The 17943-nt window shown below is 69.7% G+C and carries 13 protein-coding genes; 6 read left to right on the top strand and 7 right to left on the bottom strand.

Going from position 1 to position 17943, the window contains the following annotated elements:
• Nucleotides 1-21: 21 nt before the first annotated feature.
• From ADK36_RS08625 to ADK36_RS08590, 7 genes are all read right to left on the bottom strand, one after another.
• Nucleotides 22-735 (bottom strand): hypothetical protein, encoded by a 714-nt coding sequence (locus ADK36_RS08625; protein ID WP_048582847.1) that lies wholly within the window; start codon nucleotides 733-735, stop codon nucleotides 22-24.
• A 1-nt stretch (nucleotide 736) separates the two neighbouring features.
• The gene (locus ADK36_RS08620) at nucleotides 737-2383 is read right to left on the bottom strand and encodes a hypothetical protein (protein WP_048582846.1); all 1647 of its coding nucleotides are present in this window, start codon (nucleotides 2381-2383) and stop codon (nucleotides 737-739) included.
• A gap of 604 nt (nucleotides 2384-2987) precedes the next feature.
• The gene (locus ADK36_RS08610) at nucleotides 2988-4274 is read right to left on the bottom strand and encodes a YcaO-like family protein (protein WP_159029195.1); all 1287 of its coding nucleotides are present in this window, start codon (nucleotides 4272-4274) and stop codon (nucleotides 2988-2990) included.
• 5 nt (nucleotides 4275-4279) lie between these two features.
• On the bottom strand, nucleotides 4280-5068 hold the full coding sequence (locus tag ADK36_RS08605; RefSeq protein WP_159029194.1) for a glycosyltransferase family 2 protein: 789 nt from the start codon (nucleotides 5066-5068) through the stop codon (nucleotides 4280-4282).
• Between the two features lie 16 nt (nucleotides 5069-5084).
• Nucleotides 5085-5849 (bottom strand): class I SAM-dependent methyltransferase, encoded by a 765-nt coding sequence (locus ADK36_RS08600; RefSeq protein ID WP_053084698.1) that lies wholly within the window; start codon nucleotides 5847-5849, stop codon nucleotides 5085-5087.
• A gap of 28 nt (nucleotides 5850-5877) precedes the next feature.
• A complete protein-coding gene (locus ADK36_RS08595; RefSeq protein WP_159391096.1) occupies nucleotides 5878-7326 on the bottom strand; it encodes a hypothetical protein in 1449 nt (482 codons plus the stop codon).
• Between the two features lie 175 nt (nucleotides 7327-7501).
• Complete coding sequence (locus ADK36_RS08590; RefSeq protein ID WP_053196914.1) at nucleotides 7502-7729, bottom strand: hypothetical protein; 228 nt, start codon at nucleotides 7727-7729, stop codon at nucleotides 7502-7504.
• A gap of 980 nt (nucleotides 7730-8709) precedes the next feature.
• On the opposite strand from ADK36_RS08590, the gene ADK36_RS08585 reads away from it, so the two are divergent.
• The 6 genes from ADK36_RS08585 to ADK36_RS08560 are packed head-to-tail and all read left to right on the top strand — an operon-like array spanning nucleotide 8710 to nucleotide 17937.
• Nucleotides 8710-10056, top strand: a complete 1347-nt coding sequence (locus ADK36_RS08585; RefSeq protein WP_053084697.1) for an LLM class flavin-dependent oxidoreductase — start codon at nucleotides 8710-8712, stop codon at nucleotides 10054-10056.
• Nucleotides 10053-11696 (top strand): glucosamine inositolphosphorylceramide transferase family protein, encoded by a 1644-nt coding sequence (locus ADK36_RS08580; protein WP_048582840.1) that lies wholly within the window; start codon nucleotides 10053-10055, stop codon nucleotides 11694-11696. The genes ADK36_RS08585 and ADK36_RS08580 overlap by 4 nt, the downstream gene beginning before the upstream one ends.
• A gap of 11 nt (nucleotides 11697-11707) precedes the next feature.
• Nucleotides 11708-13474: an NHL repeat-containing protein gene (locus tag ADK36_RS08575; RefSeq protein WP_159391095.1), complete on the top strand. Its 1767-nt coding sequence runs from the start codon at nucleotides 11708-11710 to the stop codon at nucleotides 13472-13474.
• Entirely contained in the window at nucleotides 13471-14730 is a 1260-nt protein-coding gene (locus ADK36_RS08570) for a nucleotide sugar dehydrogenase (protein WP_425315308.1), read from the top strand. Before ADK36_RS08575 ends, ADK36_RS08570 begins: the two co-directional genes overlap by 4 nt.
• A 40-nt stretch (nucleotides 14731-14770) precedes the next feature.
• Entirely contained in the window at nucleotides 14771-17128 is a 2358-nt protein-coding gene (locus ADK36_RS08565) for an amidohydrolase family protein (protein ID WP_053196910.1), read from the top strand.
• The gene (locus ADK36_RS08560) at nucleotides 17125-17937 is read left to right on the top strand and encodes an inositol monophosphatase family protein (protein ID WP_053196908.1); all 813 of its coding nucleotides are present in this window, start codon (nucleotides 17125-17127) and stop codon (nucleotides 17935-17937) included. Before ADK36_RS08565 ends, ADK36_RS08560 begins: the two co-directional genes overlap by 4 nt.
• The last annotated feature ends 6 nt before the right edge of the window (nucleotides 17938-17943 follow it).

The raw sequence follows: 17943 nt of genomic DNA, 5'->3' as shown, positions 1-17943 counted from the left end.
ACGCGAGGACCACGCGGGCTGTCACCCCGAAGCCGCCCCTGACAGAGCCTGATCATGTGGCGGTCCCTCCCTCGCGGCCGGCCGGGGACAGGCGTCGAGCGGCAGCCCCACCGACAGGCCGATGAGTGGCGCGCGGGTGACATTGTCGAAGCGCAGGGCGGTGCGCCCCGCGAGAGTGGGGCCGTAGAAAAGGCACGACTCCAGTCCCGCTGTCGCGGCCGCCATGTGCGCCCGGTAGGCCGCCCGTCCGGCCAGGTGGTAGAGCGGGGCGGCGGACCGCCCTGCCGGGACGAGCAGGTTCGCCATGGCGACGACGATCACGGGAGCGAGGTGAAACTCGCGCTGCGGCCAGGCCTCGGCACCTGGGACGGGCCCTACTCGGTGCAGCCGCAAGCCGCCGTCCGGCAGCGCCTCGACGTGGTGCGAACCGACGGCGAGACCCTGCGCGCGCCGGACGACCAAGGCCCAGCCCAACAGCGGGGTCAACCCTGTGGCGGCCGAGAGCACTGCCGAGACCGCTGCCGCCGGGACCTCCTGCTCCGCGTAGAGCCGCGTCGACCGCCGATCGGCGAGCGCAGCGGACAACGCCACTGCCGGGGCACCGGGAGCCGGGAGCGGCACCGGCGTGTGCCCCCGTTCTGGCAGGCAGGGCGGCAGACCGTCCGTACCGGCCGCGCCCGCCCGCGGATCCCGCGCCTGCTCCAGTGCCTGCGCGAACTGCGGATACCCCGTCATGTCACTCGCTCTCCGTGTGGATGTCCGGCAGTTCGACCAGCCCGGACAGGAGCAACTGCCGCGACAGCCCCGGAACCGCGTCGAAGAACTCCCCCGCGCGCACGGGAGAAGACAGGCGCGCTGTGATCGTCCGGGCCTCGCAGACCGTCAAAAGGTGTTCGAGGGTCACGCCGGCGTCGAGTCGGCCGATGCGCGGGGCCCTGGGACCGTACTTGCTCTCCAGCGGCTCGATGTCGACCACCTGGAGAACGCAGGTCATGTCGCCCGCCGACGCCTGGAGCCGGTTGTGCGCCCCGTGCGGGACCTCCAGCCGGCACAACGCGTCGATCTGCGGCTCGTAACTGTGAAGCCCGGCCCGCACCGAACCCCATATCGACTCCGGTAACCAGACCAGCGCCCGCGGTGAGCCGATGTTTCCGCCGGTCGGCGGATAGCGGCGCAGCGTGCCGGGCCGTAGTCCGTAGGTCTCGGTCAGGAGGGCGCTCAACCGCGCCCACGGTCCGTGCTCGATCACGGCCGGCTCGCGGACGTCGGTGCTCCACAACGCCGTCTCATCGACACACAGCCGTCGTGGCACCTGGGCCAGCACGTTGGCGGCGGTGTAGTGACCGTACTGGGTCCGGCCTCCGTGCAGGTCCTCCGGAAGCCCGGCGACCGCGTACTCGTACGCATGGGCCGACGCCGTCGGGGTGTCCGGCACCGGTCCGTCGGACACGCACCGACGGCAGTCGGCAGCCGGGCTGACCGACCGCACGGCGATGCCGTCCTCGACGTCTCCCACACCGATGATCCGGCGCACGGTGGAGGGGTGGCCGACGCCCGCCGTCAGAGCGAGACACTCGGCCGCGACGTAGGCGGCCACGACATCGGTGCGCGTCTCCCGTTCGACCAGGGTGTCGGTGTTCCCGTGGGCCCGTGGCTCCCCCTGCCCGGCCCGATCGGGCAGGGCCCGTCGGGCGCAGCCGAGGCACGGAAACAGACTCCTGTCGAGCAGCGGGCCCAGGAAGGCACCGTCCTCGCTTTCGAGAACGACAAGCCAGCGCCCTCCCGACGCGGCCATGGCGTCGTCGACGGCGATGAGCTCTGCCGGATCGGCGGCCCACGGTGTGATGACGACGGTCAGGTCGGCCGTACCGTCCGGGCCGATGGCGTCGGGGCTGCCGAGGACACTCGTCCGCACCGTCAGGCCGTGCTCCGTCAGCAGTTCGCCGGCGCGGGAGTGCAGTCTGCCGTTGCCGATCAGCCGGACCATCTGGTTCCGCAGGCACCGCACCACTGCGCGGCCACTGGAGTGGAGGCCCGTGTCGGCGGTGGCCCGCGCGTACCAGTCGGACAACGGGGTGTCCGGGATGTCCTCGCAACCGGCCAGATCCTCCAGGACTCCGATGGAATCCAGCTGCCGCAGAGCCTTGTGCAGGACGGCCTGCGAGCAGGCCGCGGCTGCGGCGAGCTCGGTCTGGTCGGCCCGGCCCGTCATGGCGGAGAGCAGGGGCACGAGCAGTCGGCCGACGTGCCGCCCACGGACGTAGTGTGTCCGGTCGGTCCCCCGGACGACCATGGCCTCGTTCTCCAGGGCCCATGTCACCCCCGGCCTGAGTCGAGGCTTCAACGGCAGTTCGGGCAGGCTCAGATCGACTGCGTCCGTCATGAGACCTCCCGGGCCGAGGCGTCCCGAACGCCCGTGCACCGACGGCAGTACGGCATCGGCAGGATGTGCAGAGCACGCGCGCCGTGGGGTGGGAACTCCACGTGCCAGGCCAGCCCGGCAGGGGCGTCGTCGCGCCCGGTGCGGAGTGCCATGCGCATCACCAGCGCGGCCGCGGCCCTCGCCGACAACGGGCTCACTCCGGACACCCCGCAGGGCCTCCCATCGGTGGCGAAGAACGGTTCCAGTCCCCACCGGTGCTGGTCACTGCGGTGCAACAGGCAGGAAAGGCAGGGTTGTCCGGCGTCCCGAAGCGGGCCGACCAACAGGCCGTGAGGACTGCTCAGCACAGGGAGCGTCCATGTGCCCGCCGACTGCGCCTCGTGTTCGTCGGCGCTGAATGCCGATACGGGAGACGCGGAGGCCTCGACGACCAGAGTCGGACTGCCGCAACCCTGGGCGGGGCGACGTCCGGGCCTCTCATGGCGCCGCAGGTACGCGGTCACGTGGTCGGCCACCTGCTGTCCGAAGGCGTCGTGTGCCGTGCACCGCACGACGGGCAGCACGCCACTACGGCGACCGGGGTCTTCTTGGAGCATGCCGTTCCTCAGGCCAGGGGACAGGGCATCGGATTCACCTCGGCGAGCGGCACTCCGATGCGACGGAGGCGGTCGCTCGCGAGGTATCGCGCCGCGAACACGGGGGACAGTGGTTGCAGGGAGGGAATGATCGCCCGCACGACGCGAACGCCGGACGGGGCGACGTCGCGCGGCGTCAGATCCACCGCGTAGATCTCGTGCCCGGCCTCGATCAGCCGGCGCACAGGATCGGAACCGGGCGTCGGACTGCGGGACGGCTCCTTGGCGTCGTGCGGCTCGGAGCCGCCCAGAAAGTCGAAGTGATGAGCCTTGCTCTCCGGTGCCATGAAGAGGGCGCCGTCATGGACGCGTCGGCATCGGACCGGGCTCCTGGGCGCCCGGTCTCCCGCGCGCACGGAGGCTTCCAGACTCGCGTGGATCTGGGCTGCCTCCGCGGCGCTCGCCGCGGAGGCAGCCCACAGTGTCCGGCGTGCCGCGGCTCCGACGATCTGGTGCACCCTGCGTCCGGGGCCACGTAGGACCGAGAGCACCGTGGGGATACCGAGGTCACTGGTGATGTCCCAGCGGGCGAGGGTGTACTCCCGCATGTGCTCGGCGGAGTACGGCAGTCGGGCTTCCGGTTCCGCTCCCGGGTAATCGCCGAATCCGTCCGGAAGCCTCTCCGCGGAGGTTCGCAGAAGCCAGGTGAGTGCGACCGCGTCGCGCTCGACGACCTCGAGCACCGCGTTCTCCAGAGCCTGCGCCCAGGACAGGTGCGCGGCGGTGCCGGTGGAGACGGGCACCCAGAACTCCTCCCCGGGGTGCCGGGGCGCGGTGTTGAACGCCATGACCGTCGGTACGTACACCACGGCCCCGTCCCCACAGCGAGTCGCGCGTACCCAACGCACCTGGTCCCGGTCGCCGAGCACGCCATGCGTGCCCGAGCGCGGGCCGGGCTCCCCCGGGTCGTGGCGGGGCAGGACACGCGTGGGAAGCGCGCCCGGCCCCAACTCGACCGCTGACGCGACTGTCGACAGCTGTTCGGCACAGGTGACGGAGGCATAGCGTTCCACCGCTTCCATCCGTGCTTTGAGGGCGGCCAGGGCAGGGTCCGGGTCGCTGGCCGCGCCATGCAGGATCTCGGCACAGCCCAGGCTGTCCACGGGCGGCCGGTTTCCGGTCACCGCCCGGTGCAGCCCAGCGCTCACCACGACGGTGTGCCGGTCGCCGTACGCGGCATGGCCGGCCCGCGGCGGCGACAGCACACCGTTGAGCAACTCCGCGAGCCGGGAAGCCCCGGCGTGTGATTCCCGCACTGTGGTCACCTCTGCACGAGCAGCGGCCAGGCGTTGACGCCATGGCGGTCCAGGACGTCGGTCACCACTTCCAGGTAGACGGCGGATCGGGCGCAGCGGTCGCCGAGCCGGTCCGCCCCGTACCGCTGTTCCACACCCAGCCCGGCGTAGATGGCGGGATGCGGTACCTCAGTGATCGAGAAACGACCGGACAGACCGAGCAGCATCAGGATTTCCAGCGTGCTTCCGTAGTCCCGCACCTGGATCCGCGGTGCCAGGAACTCCATCGCCTCACGGCCCATGGCCCAGCAGCCGGAGATGACGTCGGTCATCGCCAGACCGCAGACCTGCTGGACGAGGGACCGGAACATGACGTTGAGCGCGATGCGGTCGGTGGGCGGCGCGGCGACGACGTGGGACTGCGGGTGGTAGCGGGATCCCAGCACCAGGTCGGCTCCGGCCCGCTGCCGTGCCAGGAGGTCCTGCAGCACGACGGGGTCGTGCTGTCCGTCGCCGTCGATTCGGGTGACGACCTGGTAGCCGTGGGCCAGGGCGTACTCGATGCCGTGCCGTACCGCCGAGCCCACGCCCCGCGGCACGCCGACGGAGGTCACCCGGTCGGGAAAGGCCGAGGCGCTGAAAGCGTTGCCGCCCGCGTCGAGCACGAGCACATCGGCGTCCAGCGCGTCCAGGACGGAGCCGACCACACCGGACACCCGACCGGACTCGGCCAGCGCCGGGACCAGCACCAGTGCCCGAGGTGCCGGGGTGCCGCCCGCCGGGGTGTCACGGTCGGCGGCGGAGAGGCTCGTCATGCCGAGCTGGGTCACCTCAGACCCACCCCTCCACGACGTAGCGGTTCCAGCGGCGGGCCCAGCGTTCCAGCCGGGGCATCGCCGGGCGTTCCACCGCGTCGATCCACGGCAGGCGCTCTCCCTGGACCCGGACCAGGCCGGCCCGGCGCATGGCGTTGGCGACCGGCAGCACAGACGTGGCCCGCTTCAGCGGCTGCTCGTGGAGGGGGATCTTCGGGAAGTCACCGTCATGGCTGTCACCGCTGCCGATCAGCGGGTTGAGCAGGTCGGCCAGCTCCCGGACGCCCTGGCGCAGGGGGTGCACCCGGGGGCGCAGTTGGTCGATCACAATGATCTTTCCGCCCGGACGGCACACCTCCTTCCAGCGGCGCAGCACGTCCTCGGGGTAGGGGAGGGCCCACAACAGATGTCGGCAGACGACCACGTCGAACTGCTCGTCCGCCAATTCGCCGAGCATGGCGTCGGTGTGCACGAACGAGATGTTCAGGTCCCGCGCGGATTGCTTGGCCTTGCGGGCGGCCACCTCCAGCATCGCTTCGGAGTAGTCGCCGCCGGTCACCTCATGGCCCAGCTCGGCCACCAGGAGGGCGATCATGCCGGTCCCGGTACCGACGTCGAGGACCTTGAGCGGTCTCTCCTGAGCGGGCAGGAGACGCCGGAGGAGCAGCAGCCAGGCGGTGCGCTCCGCTTCCGAGTGGAGGCCGTGCCCGTACAGGGAGTCGTAACCCTGGGCGGACTGGCCCCACGCGGTCCGGAATGCCGACCACAGGTCTTGAGACACCGGGAAAACCTTTCGGTAGCGCGACGGTTCAGCCGCGGGAGCCGTACACCGGAACGAACAGGGGCAGCAGACGCAGAACCGACGAGGGGGGAAGGCGCCGGCGGTCGTCGGGGGTGAGGAGGGCATGTCCGCCGAGATAGGTCCCGCCTCGGAAGTAGGCGGCGAGCTTCAGCGTTCCGGAGACCGGTGACGGCTCCCCGTCGGCGTCCGGGACGGGGAAGGTGAACCGGCTTTGACGGACCCGCTCCTGGAGCAGCAGTCCCTCGCGGTGCGAGGCCGTGAGCGAGGCGGTGAGCTCTGCCCTTTCGCCGGCCGACGCGGGCCGGCTGGTCATCTTCAGCCCCGCCCCGCCCGTGGAGTCCGCCCGCTTCAGCACGGCCCCGTCGAGATCACCGGGCCGACGCTCACGCACCGAGAACCGGGTGGGCGCCACTCGTTCCTCGTCGACGACCCGCAGGGTGGGCGGGATGCGGGACATCAGGTACGACCGGTCCGCTTCGCCGTGCAGGGCGCGGAAGTTGTGCGCGAACTCCTCGTCGCGCCAGTAGTGCATCCAGGCGTGGCTTTCCAGATACATGTGAAACCCGGGAGCCATACGGACGGCGCCCGACCGCCAGGCATCCGTCAGATGCTCGAACGCCTGGGCCTCACGCAGCCCCACGGCCGCGGTCGCCGCGTGTTTGGTCGTCGCCCGGACCTGCCGGAAGACCCGCCGGACCCTGTCGCCGGAGGCGTCGGTCAGCCGTCCCTCGGCGAACCCCAGTTCGTCGAGGGGTGTCAGCCGGGCCCGGGTGCCGTTGCGCTGCAGCGCGGACACCACAGTCTGCGCGTCGGGTACCAGGGCGTGCCCGGACCGGACGACGTAGTCGATCACGCCTGTGCCGGGAGCGGGGTCCGGCAGTCCGTCGGCGATGCCCTGTGCCCAGGCGTCGAGGTCGAAGGAACCGAGGAGCGCGTTCGGGCCCCAGAGGAGGTCCGAGTAGGCGGCATAGGCGTGCTGGATCTCAGCCGTGACGCCGGCCATGCCGGCCATGAGGTTGATGTCCACCAGCCAAGGGACGATCTCGGTGCCGTTCTGTTCGAGAAGGAGGTCCAGGCGGAAGAGAGGGGCGTCGCCGAGCGGATACGACTGCCGGGGGTCGAAGTGCTCACCTTCCGCTTTCGGCGACCGGAAGATGAACGAACGTACGTCCTCGCAGGCTCCGAGCATGTCCCACGAGCAGCGGAGAGCGCCGGGCACCAGGGCGCCGATGTTCCGCACCTCCGAGATCAGCCGGGCGGGCAGCACGATGGGGGTCAGAGAGACGGGCCAGGGCACGTCAACATGTCCGATGTCGGTCTGCGGGCCCCTGCCGGGAGACGCGGCGAGCAGGTCACGCACAACCGGCTTGTCGGAGAGACCCGCGGCGACGCGGTATTTCGCCGAGGCGGCGTTCAGTCGTTCCGTGAGGAGTTCTTGGTGTGCAGCTTGGGACACGGAAGAAGGGAGTGGAAGGGAAATAGGGTCGGACGCTTTTCCGGTGACCCAAGATGTTTTCTTCACGGTCTGAATGCCGTTCGGTTCTGCTGCTTCAGGAAATGTTCGGGGTATGGCGCCGAACGCTCTGATGCCGGTGTCCGGCGCCATACCCCGGCTCACTCAGGAGCTCGTGTTAGACGGTCGGAGCGTACGTACCGAGCTGCGTCGGGGCGTACGTGCCGAGCTGCGTCGGGGCGTACGTGCCGAGCTGCGTCGGGGCGTACGTGCCGAGCTGTGTCGGCGCGTAGGTGCCCAGCTGGGCGGGTGCGTAGGTGCCCAGCTGAGTCGGCGCTTCCTCGGCCACGGCGGTACCGCCGTCGAGGTAAAGCTCCAGCTCTTCGATCTCAAGCAAGGTTTCCATGAGGATTCCTTTCGCGTAGGCGGATAGCCCGCTGGCTTTTAAGCCCCTGCAGGGAGGCGCCTTTTTGAAGACCGTGAAGTCGCTTGTCAGCGAGCCGCAAAAACTGAAGCACAGTCGCGTTGCATTGGCAAGACCTTCTTTTTCTCGGTATGCCGAGAAAAGGGGGGTTTTTGAATTTTGAAAACGGACGGTCGTATAGTGGGGTCCCGCACGAAAGTGAGGACACGCCCGGGAGTAAGCTGTTGCTCACCGAATTCCGGCAGCGATCAATTCTGGGCGGACACAGCCGACTGCGTCCAGGCAACTGACCGGCAACTGCGGAGGACCGAGTTGCCGAATGTGCAGGCCGCCCGGCCGACCACATCCGGACGGACGGGGATCCGGTGCTGCAGCGGGACCTGCCCTCGTCGCTGCCCGGGAGCGCGGGGCGCGGATACGCGGCGGTAGAAAAAATCCGGGCCGACCAACTCGGAATCCCGCCTCTGCGGCGGCGGTCATGGCGGCGAGGAAGGCGTGCGCGAGCATGGCCAGGGTGATGTGCCGGATCGGCGGACCTCGCACTGATCCAGGCCGCACTCGCTCTTCGCGGCCTGGAGTGCTTCTTCTGGGATTCAAATTCACGCGGCGGTGCACCGGATGCCGCAGGCATCGCCAGGATCTGGAAAAGCGGTATAAGTACCTGGGAGCCGAGGAAATTTTACGTCGACGCATGGAACGGTCTTGGCGAGACGCGGCGCCTTTCCCTTCGGGCGTGGAAACCTGAGCTCAAGAGAAGCCATGGGATACGAGCGGAGGCAAGGCAGGCCAGGCAAGAAACCGGCAACTCGACCGGGAGGTAAATGCCGGGCAATTGCCTGGAGCGGCTCCGGGACTTACGGCAGTGTCGATGGCGGTCTGCTGCAAGCGGTCGTACGGCCGGCTCGGTGACGTCCGCGCGCACCCGAGTCCGCCGAGTAGCTACGCACAGGCAGGAGCAAGGAGTGAGTACGAGACGCGCCGGGACGCTGCACCTCAATGTCTTCCTTCACAACGTGGGCCATCACGAGTCGGCCTGGCGGCTGCCGGAGAGCAATCCCATCGCGGACACGGACATCGATCACTACCGGGACCTGGCGGTCATCGCGGAACGGGGCAAGTTCGACTCGGTCTTCCTGGCCGACAACCCCAAGCTCACCACGGACATCCGACGGCGCCCCTCCGGAACACTGGAGCCGACCGTCGTCCTGACGGCGCTGGCCTGCGTGACCCGGCGCATCGGGCTCATCGCCACGGCCTCGACCACCTACAACGACCCGTACAACCTCGCGCGCCGGTTCGCGTCCGTCGACCACATCAGCTCCGGTCGTGCCGGATGGAACATCGTCACCAGCTCCGGGGCGGCGGCCGCCCGCAACTTCGGCCTCGACGACTCGCCCCCGCACCATGAACGGTATGCGCGGGCCGCGGAGTTCGTGGAAGTCGCTCTGCGGCTGTGGGACAGCTGGGAGGACGATACGGTCGTCGCGGACAAGCGGCGCGGCGTCTGGGGGGACGGGGCGAAGATCCACCCCGCGGCCCATGTGGGGAAGTTCTTCCGGGTCGAGGGCGCGCTCAATGTACCCCGCTGCCCTCAGGGCCGCCCCTTGCTCGTCCAGGCCGGCTCCTCGGAAGACGGACGCGCTTTCGCCGCCCAACACGCCGAAGCGGTGTTCACGGCTCAACAGACCCTGGAGGAGGCTCAGCGGTTCTACGGCGACATGACCACGCGAGTGGCGCGGGCCGGCCGCGACCCCGGCATGGTCAAGATCCTTCCCGGTCTCGTCCCGGTCGTCGGATCCACAGAGAGCGAAGCCCAGGAGATGGCCGACGCGCTCGATCGGCTCATCCTTCCCGAGTACGCCAAACTCCAGCTCGCCTCCCGGCTCCGTCTGTCTCCGGACGAGCTCCACCTGGACCGCGAGTTGCCGGCGAATCTCCCTCAGGAGAGCGAGATCGAGGACGTCAAGAGCCGCTTCACCCTGATCGTCGACCTCGCCCGGCGGGAGCGCCTGACCGTCCGTCAACTCATTGAGCGTCTTGGGCCGGGACGGGGCCACCGAACCCTGGTCGGTACCGCGGAGAGCATCGCCGACTCGATGCAGCACTGGTTCGACAACCGTGCCGCCGACGGGTTCAACCTCATGCCCGCGGTGATGCCCTCCGGACTTGAGGTGTTCGTCGACCGGGTTGTACCGATCCTGCAGGACCGTGGCATCTTCCGCCGTGACTACGAGGGCAGCACGCTACGCGAGCACTACGGCCTCTCGCGACCGGCCAACCGCTTCGTGCCCGATCGGTCCCGCCTGTGACCACCGGTTCTCCGACACCCGAGCTCGACCCCGGCACGGCGCTGCGGTTCGCGGTACTGACCGATGCCGCCGTCCCGCCCCACTGGCACACGCAGTGCCTGCAGTCGCTGGCGGCCCAGGGGGAAATCTGTGTCGCACTGCTCCGGGTCGCGGCACCCTCCGCAAGGCGCGGGCGCACCGGCGTCCTCTACGATCCGGCGAGGCGGTCGGTGGCGCTCGCCGATGCGGATCCAGGCGCCTGCACAGGTCCCGTGTACGACGTCGAAGCGGGCGAAGTGGCGGCCCGTCTGGCCGAGCACGACCTCGGCTTCGTCCTCGACCTGCGTGAGCGGCACCAGGACATCACGTTCCAGGTGCCGGCCCACGGCGTGTGGCGGTTCTCGTTCCCCACGCCCCCGGCGCGGATGGCTGCACGTGCGCTGCTCGACGGCGACCTGACGATCACCGCGGCCTTGATCCGCACCGCCGCGGACGGGGAGCGCCAGTCGCTCGTGGACGGGAAGTACGGCGTCGTATCCGCCTCGGTCGCCAGAACGACCGACCGTGTCCTGCGCGGAGCAGCCGACTTCCCGTCCCGGGCCGCGCGCGCCGTCCGGCTGCGGCTGCCGCATCCGGCGGCCGCGCGTGACCGAGGACAGGTCTCCCCGGCAACGGCCACGCTCGGATTCCTGTGGCGCGCCCGCCTCGCCGTCACCCTGGTGAGCAGGCGCTGTGCCAAGGCGCTGCGGGACGCCGTCACCGAGACGTACTGGTCGATCGGCGTGGTGAAGGCGCCGGTCGAGAGCGTCATGGACGGATCGGTGAGGGGCGACCACTTCCACTGGCATCCAGGAACCCGGCCCGACACCTACATCGCGGACCCCATCCCGCTGCCGGGCGGCCCCGGCGTGGTGTACGCCGAGGAGTTCGACCACATGACCCGCCACGGCCGGCTGATCGCGACGACGTACTCGGAGACGGAAGGCTGGTCGGGCTCGGAGGTGGTCGCACAGGAGACGTTCCACATGTCGTACCCCTATCTGTTCGAGCACCACGGCGAGACGCTCTGTGTCCCGGAGACAGGCTGGAACAACGCGGTGTCGGTCTACCGCCTGAAGGACCCTCCGCGCCTGGAGAAGGACCGCGACATCCTCACCGGAGTGGCCGCAGGTGACCCCACCGTCTTCTGGTGGGACGGCCGTTGGTGGATGTTCTACACGGACTGTTTCGAACCACGGGACACCGACCTGTACATCTGGTACGCCGCCACCCCTTGGGGGCCTTGGCGCCCGCACCTGCGCAACCCCGTCAAGAGCGATGTCACCTCCAGCCGTCCGGCCGGGGCACCGTTCGTACGCGACGGGAAACTGCTGCGCCCCGCCCAGGACGACGCCGGGCGGTACGGCTGGCGGATGGTCGTCAACGAGGTCGTGAGGCTGAGCCCGAGCGAGTTCGCGGAAGTCGAAGTCACCCGGATCGGACCTTTCGGGAGCGGCCCCTACCCGGTGGGGCCGCACACCCTCTCGGTGGCCGGCCCCCATGTGTACGTCGACGGCAAACGCAGCGTCGTCGCGCTCTCCCTGAAGGCACGTCGGCTGCTCCGGCGCCTGCGCGCACGGTACGCCGGTCGCCGCGACGACTCCGCATCGAAGGGACACTGATCGTGGAGCCCATGGTGCCGATCTCGGCCGCCCTCCCCGGCGGCGTGACAGAGATCGGTCTCGGATACCTGCCCGGCAGCACGACTCCCGCCAGGCCGCACGACTGGCGGGCGGGGAGCCTTCTTCTCGACCCCGATGTCCTGTTGTCCGTCTCGTACTGGTCCGGGCAAGCAGAGATCATCCACCGCGGTGCCCCGGCCCGCCGGAAGACGGTCGCGGGACTGACCGGGCCCCGGGGCGTCGCGCGCTGCGCCGAAGGACTGGCGGTCGTCGCACAACCGGAGATCGGCAGGCTGACGCGCATCGACGGCGACGGTCGGATCCACGGGCACCTGGACCTGCCCGGGATCTCCCCGTGGTTCGCCTGCCAGTGGCGGGACCGGTGGCTGGTCAGCGACGACACCCGCAAGGCGGTGCTTCTGGTGTCTGCGGACGGCCGCACCGCCGACCGGCTTCCCGCCCCGTTCGCACTACGGTCCGTGCGCTCGTGCGTCCCGGTCGATGACAGTCACTACCTGCTGTGCGACCGGGAGAGCCAGAGCGTCGTTGTCGTCTCCCTGACAGGCGAGGTGGTGTGGCAGTACGGGCGCAGCAACCACCCCTCGTCGGAGGAGGGGTGCCTCACCAGCCCGGAGCACGCCATCCCGCTGCCCTCCGGTGTCGTGATCGCGGACACACGTAATCACCGGGTGCTCTTCGTGGACTGGAACGGCAAACTTGTCTGGTCGCTCGGAGGGGTGGGCCGGGTGGGAAGCGGGCCGGGCCGTCTGTGGCATCCGACATCCGTCTCCGCCCACGGATCCCTGCTTCTGATCACCGATACGGGCAACGACCGCATCCTTGAGGCGGACCTGGACGGCAGGGTCACCGCCGTCCACGGTGACAGCCGGGTGGAGGCAGGGGTGTTCCATCTGCCCCGCTCTCTCGAAGCCACGCCCGCGGGGTATCTGGTCGCCGACTCCTACAACAACCGGGTGACCTCCTTCGGCGCGGACGGCCGCGATGTCGTCCACACGGCTTCCGCCCTCGGCCGAAAGCTGTTCTGGCCGCGGAACGCCTCGGTCATCGACGGCTCCACGGTCGTCTCCGACAGCCGCAACGGCCGGTTGCTCCTGTCGCCCGGCCAAGACGCCGACACTTGGCAGGAGTTGCGACTGTCCCTCGCCGGCAGGCCCGTCGGCCTGATCGACCCGCACGCCGTGCGCAAGAGCGGTCCGGGCTGGCTGGTCACGGACACGGGGCTCAACGCGGTGCTGCTCTTCGACCCGCGGACCGGAGAAGTGCTGCACGCCTGGTGCGGTGAGCGGACCGGAGCGGCCCTGAGCTCCGGCGAAGTGACGCTGCTGCCGCTGGACGACGTCCATGACGCCGTGATCGACGACGAGCGCACGGTCTGGTTCGCGAACACCGGCCACGACCGGCTCTGCGCCCTGCCGTACGGCGAGTCACGGCTGCGGAACATCACCCCGCGCCGGGCGGCGGGGACCGAGTCGCCTTTCATATCGCCCCGCAGCGTCGACCTGGTCGGCGGTCAACTACTGGTGACCGACAGCGGAAACCACCGCGTCGTCCGCTTGACGCCCTCGGGAGCGGTGACCGGTGTGTACGGACGACGGCGCGGCCACGCCGTCGACAGCCTCTCGGACCCTCGCCTCGCCAGGGTCGGCCCCTCAGGTGACGTCATTTCGATCGCGGACTACCTCAACGACAGAGTGCTGCTCGTGCCCCTCGCGGCACTGCGCGAAGACGGTGACAAAGTGGGGAGTGCTGCCTCGTGACGGATCAGCGTCGGTTGACGGTCGTGGGTCTCGGATATGTCGGACTGCCCCTGGTCATGGAGGCGGTGCGGGCAGGTCTGCGGGTGCACGGCCTGGACCGCGACGACACACGGGTCGCGGGGCTGGCCGAAGGCCGCAGCCACGTCGACGACATCACAGACGAGCAGGTCGCCCAGGCCCTCGCCGACGGGTTCGTGCCCACCACCGACCCCGGCTGCCTCGCCTGCGCGGACGTCGTCATCATCTGCGTCCCCACGCCGCTGCGCGACGGCGTTCCGGATCTGGACGCCGTACGGGCGGCGACCGAACAGATCGCCCTCACCGTCCGGCCGGGCACCCTCGTCGTCCTGGAGTCCACCTCCTACCCGGGCACGACGACGGAGGTGCTGCTCCCCATGCTGGAGCGGGAGGGGCTACAGGTGGGCCGCGATTTCCACCTCGCCTACTCGCCGGAGCGCATCGACCCGGGCAACCGGGAGTTCTCGCTGCGCAATACCCCGAAGGTGGTGGGAGGAGTGACACCGGCCTGCTCGGAGGCGGCAGTGCGCTTCTACGAACTCCTCGCGGACAGGGTGGTCCCGGTCAGTTCGCCCTCGGTGGCCGAGATGTCCAAGTTGCTGGAGAACACCTACCGGCAGGTCAACATCGCCCTGGTCAACGAGATGGCCGTGTTCTGCCACGAATTGGGCATCGACCTGTGGGAGGCGATCGACGCGGCCGCCACCAAGCCCTTCGGCTTCCATCCGTTCCGCCCGGGACCGGGGGTCGGCGGACACTGCATTCCGATCGACCCCAACTACCTCTCCCACAGGGTGCGCAGCCTCGGGTATCCGTTCCGTTTCGTGGAGCTGGCGCAGGAGATCAACGGGAGAATGCCGGCCTTCGTGGCCGACCGCGTGATCCGGCTGCTCAACGAGGACGGGCTCGCTCTGCGGGGCTCGCGCGTGCTGCTGCTCGGGGTCACCTACAAAGCGGACATCGCGGATGACCGCGAGTCTCCGAGCCTGGTCGTCGCCGAGCGACTGCGGGCCCTCGGCGCGGAACTCTCCTACCACGACCCGTTCGTGCCCGAGTGGCATGTCGCGGGTGAGCGGCTCGTCCGGGTTCCCGACCTGATCACCGCGGTCTCCGAGGCCAAGCTGACGGTGGTGCTCCAGCACCACCGTCACTACGACCTGGACGAGATCGCCAAGCATGCGCGACGGGTGCTGGACACCCGGGGGCGCGCAGACGGCGCGAATGTCACCAGACTCTGACCGCTCCCCACGGGCCGCCGCCGAGAGAGGAAAGACGGACATGCCCCCTGCCCCCGCGTGGTGGCGGCCGCTGACGGTCGTCGAGGACAAGGCGCTGGAGTTCGCGCGAGAGACCAACTTCCGTGAAGCCGCTGCCACTCTCGAAGCGGTCGGCGGTCTGCGTGCCGCGCCCGCCCTCCAACGGCTCGCGGCCATCACCTTCAAGCCGGAGGCCGTAGTGGGCCGACGTATCCCCACGGCCCTGGCCTTTATGTCCAGGCACGGGTTCCGGCCGATCGCCTTTCGCCGGGTACGGCTGCACCGGTATCGCGCGAGGGAGTTGTGGCGGTTCCAGTGGAACGTCGCCACGTTGGACCGGCTGGCCGTCGCCGACCTGTTGATGCCGGCCTGCGATTCGCTGTGGGTCGCGTTCTGGGACGAGACAGCGCCGCTGGAGATACCGGGAACTGTCCGCTTCCGTAGCCTGAAGGGGCCCGCGTACCCGTCCGTACGCAAGGAGGGCCAGCTGCGGTACGAACTCGGCGGCACGAACCGGATGATGACCTTCATCCACGCGGCCGACGAACCGGTCGACATCGTCCGGGAACTGGGCGTCCTCTTCGATCCGGAGGAGCGTCCCGCACTGGCACGGGAACTCGTCACCGCAGAGGGCGCCGATGTGACGGAGGCCCTCCGAAAGCATCTGTCGTCACTCCACGACGACGTCCCCGGCGAGGAACTCGACATCGACGCCGTCATGGGCCGGTTCGACTCCGTGCTCGCGGAGCACCTGTCCCGTTCCCCGTCGTCCAGTCTGAGTGCCGTGCGCCGGGCGGTGAACCGGGCCCGGGAGGGGGCGACGCTCGACTGGGCCGGTCTGGTCCGGGACCTCGACGGAACGGAGATACGGCTGCCCCTCTGGGACCGGATCCAGATCGGTGCCCAGTACATCCGGCACGACGAGGAGAACACGGTCTGCACCATCGACGAGGACGGACGCTCCGGCTGGCTCTCCGGCCGCGGCACGATCCTGCCGCTGGACGAGCCGGGACCCGTACACGTCCGTGAAGCGAGCGACCGTCCCGTCGAGATCGTCGGCGTGACCGTGGTCGACGTGGCGGGCGGCCGCCTGCTCCCCGACATGACACTCCGCCTCTCGGACGGGCGACTGACCCCCGCCGACCGGGGTGCCGCTCCGTCTTTCCCGGTCATCGACGGCTCGGGCCGCTATCTGTGCCCTGGACTCCACGACGGCCATGTCCACTACCACGACGACGACGGTGCCCTGTATCTGGCCAACGGCGTCACCTGCGTACGGAACATGTGGGGCAACGAGGAGCATCTGGCCCTCGCGGCCGGGAAGGACACCGGGCTCCCGGGGCCGCGGCTGTTCACGACAAGCCCCGTCATCGACGGTCCGGCGGACTCACAGGCGTCCACCTGGCCGGGGGTCGTCGTGTGCCGGTCCTACGAGGAGGGCGCCAAGGCGGCCACCGAACTCGCCGACGAGGGATACCCGATGCTGAAGGTCTACGGGAATCTGGACCGGGAGACCCTGGCCGGAATCTGCGCGGTCGCCGAGGCGCGCGGCCTGCAAGTGGTCGGGCACTGCCCGGGTGCCCTCACCTTCGAGGAGGCGGCGGGCCTGGGAATGGCGTGTATCGAGCACCTGGAGAACGTGGAGACAGGACATCTGCTCCCCGAGTACGCGCGGGCACTGCGCTCACTCGGCGGACGAGCCCGGCAGCTGGGACCGGCGTACACCGCTGTGGAGGCGCTGAGGATTCGTACGGCCGGAATCGACTGGGCCGCGATGGAACGCATGGCCGACGTACTGGCCGCCACGGGCGTCGCCATCTGCCCGACGCTGTCCGTGTACCGCATGATGTTCCAGGAACCCGAGGTTGCCCTGCGTGATCCCGCGCTGGAACACCTCGCGCCGGAGCGAGTGCGCCACTGGCATCCCCGACAGGACTTCCGGACGCGTGACCTTGCGCCGGTGTGGCCGGACATCGTCGCCCTGTCGCGGCAGAGGCTGGACAACTACCTGGAGATCGTGGCGCTCCTCCACGCACGCGGTGTGCGGATCATCGCCGGAACCGATGCCCCCAACCCCTTCCTGGTCCCCGGCTTCTCCCTGCACCGGGAACTGTCCCTCCTCGTTCAGGCGGGACTCGCCCCTACGGAGGCGTTGCGTTGCGCCACCACGGTGCCCGCGGAAGTGTTCGGCCCGGCTGGTCGCCGAGAGGGCCCGGGTGCGGGTGGCGACTTCCTGCTGCTGGACGCGAACCCGCTGGAATCGCTGCGCACCCTGCGGCAGCCGCTCGGCGTGGTGGCCAAGGGCGTCTACCGTTCCCGAAGTGCCCTCACCGCGCTCCTGGACGGCTCGCGGCGCGACCTGACGGGAGCGCACCGGTGACGACACCGGAGGAGGAATTCATCGTCGGTCTTCTGCGCCGAGCCGGCACTCTGCTGACCGGCGTCCGACGGGACGGACTCTCCTGGCACACCAAGTCGGGTCCCCAGGACATCGTCACGGAGGCGGACACACGGGCCGAGGAACTCATCCTCGGTGAGATCCGGCGGAGCTACCCCCTGGACAGTGTCCTGTCCGAGGAGGACGGGCTGTCCCGCGGGACGTCCGACGCGGTCTGGGTGGTCGATCCGCTGGACGGCACCAAGAACTTCGCCGCGGGCTCAGCGGACTTCGGTGTCATGATCTCCAGACAGATCGGTGGCCGGGTCCAGGCAGCGGGGATCCATCTCCCCGCCCACGGTGTGCTCTACTCCGCATCGGCCGGAGCCGGCGCCCGCCGGAACGGAGAGCCCTTCCGTCTCGGCGCCGCCCCGCCGCTGAGCCAGGCCCTGGTGGACTTCTCGACGGTGGCCGAGGACGGCGGCTTCATGGAGGAACAGCTACGGCTGCTGCGGCTGTTGCTGGAGCGTTCGCGTGGCGTTCGAGCGGTGGGTAGCGCGAAGATGTTCGCCGATGTGTTTGACGGAACTCTGGCGGCCGCCTGCTCCTTCGCGTACCGCTTCTGGGATGTCGTCGCCCCTGCCCTGATCGTGACCGAGGCCGGCGGGCGGGTTCGCGGACTTCGAGGCACCCCGCTGAACCTGTTCGTCTCCGGAGCGCGGGCCCGAGGTGAGCGGGTCCCGGCGGTCTTCGGCGCTCCGGGCGTGGTGGAGGAGATGGTCCGGGCCGCGCGCGACGCCGGCGCCGCCTGACACGGA

It is taken from the genome of Streptomyces viridochromogenes (assembly GCF_001270495.1).
GTDB lineage: Bacteria > Actinomycetota > Actinomycetes > Streptomycetales > Streptomycetaceae > Streptomyces > Streptomyces viridochromogenes_A.
Note: the sequence above shows the minus strand (reverse complement) of the source record. Positions and strands in the feature narration are given on the sequence as shown.

Coding starts and splice junctions, on each gene's coding strand:
- ADK36_RS08625 (WP_048582847.1), bottom strand. CDS start 735: ATGACGGGGTATCCGCAGTTCGCGCAGGCACTGGAGCAGGCGCGGGAT.
- ADK36_RS08620 (WP_048582846.1), bottom strand. CDS start 2,383: ATGACGGACGCAGTCGATCTGAGCCTGCCCGAACTGCCGTTGAAGCCT.
- ADK36_RS08605 (WP_159029194.1), bottom strand. CDS start 5,068: ATGACGAGCCTCTCCGCCGCCGACCGTGACACCCCGGCGGGCGGCACC.
- ADK36_RS08590 (WP_053196914.1), bottom strand. CDS start 7,729: ATGGAAACCTTGCTTGAGATCGAAGAGCTGGAGCTTTACCTCGACGGC.
- ADK36_RS08575 (WP_159391095.1), top strand. CDS start 11,708: ATGGTGCCGATCTCGGCCGCCCTCCCCGGCGGCGTGACAGAGATCGGT.
- ADK36_RS08565 (WP_053196910.1), top strand. CDS start 14,771: ATGCCCCCTGCCCCCGCGTGGTGGCGGCCGCTGACGGTCGTCGAGGAC.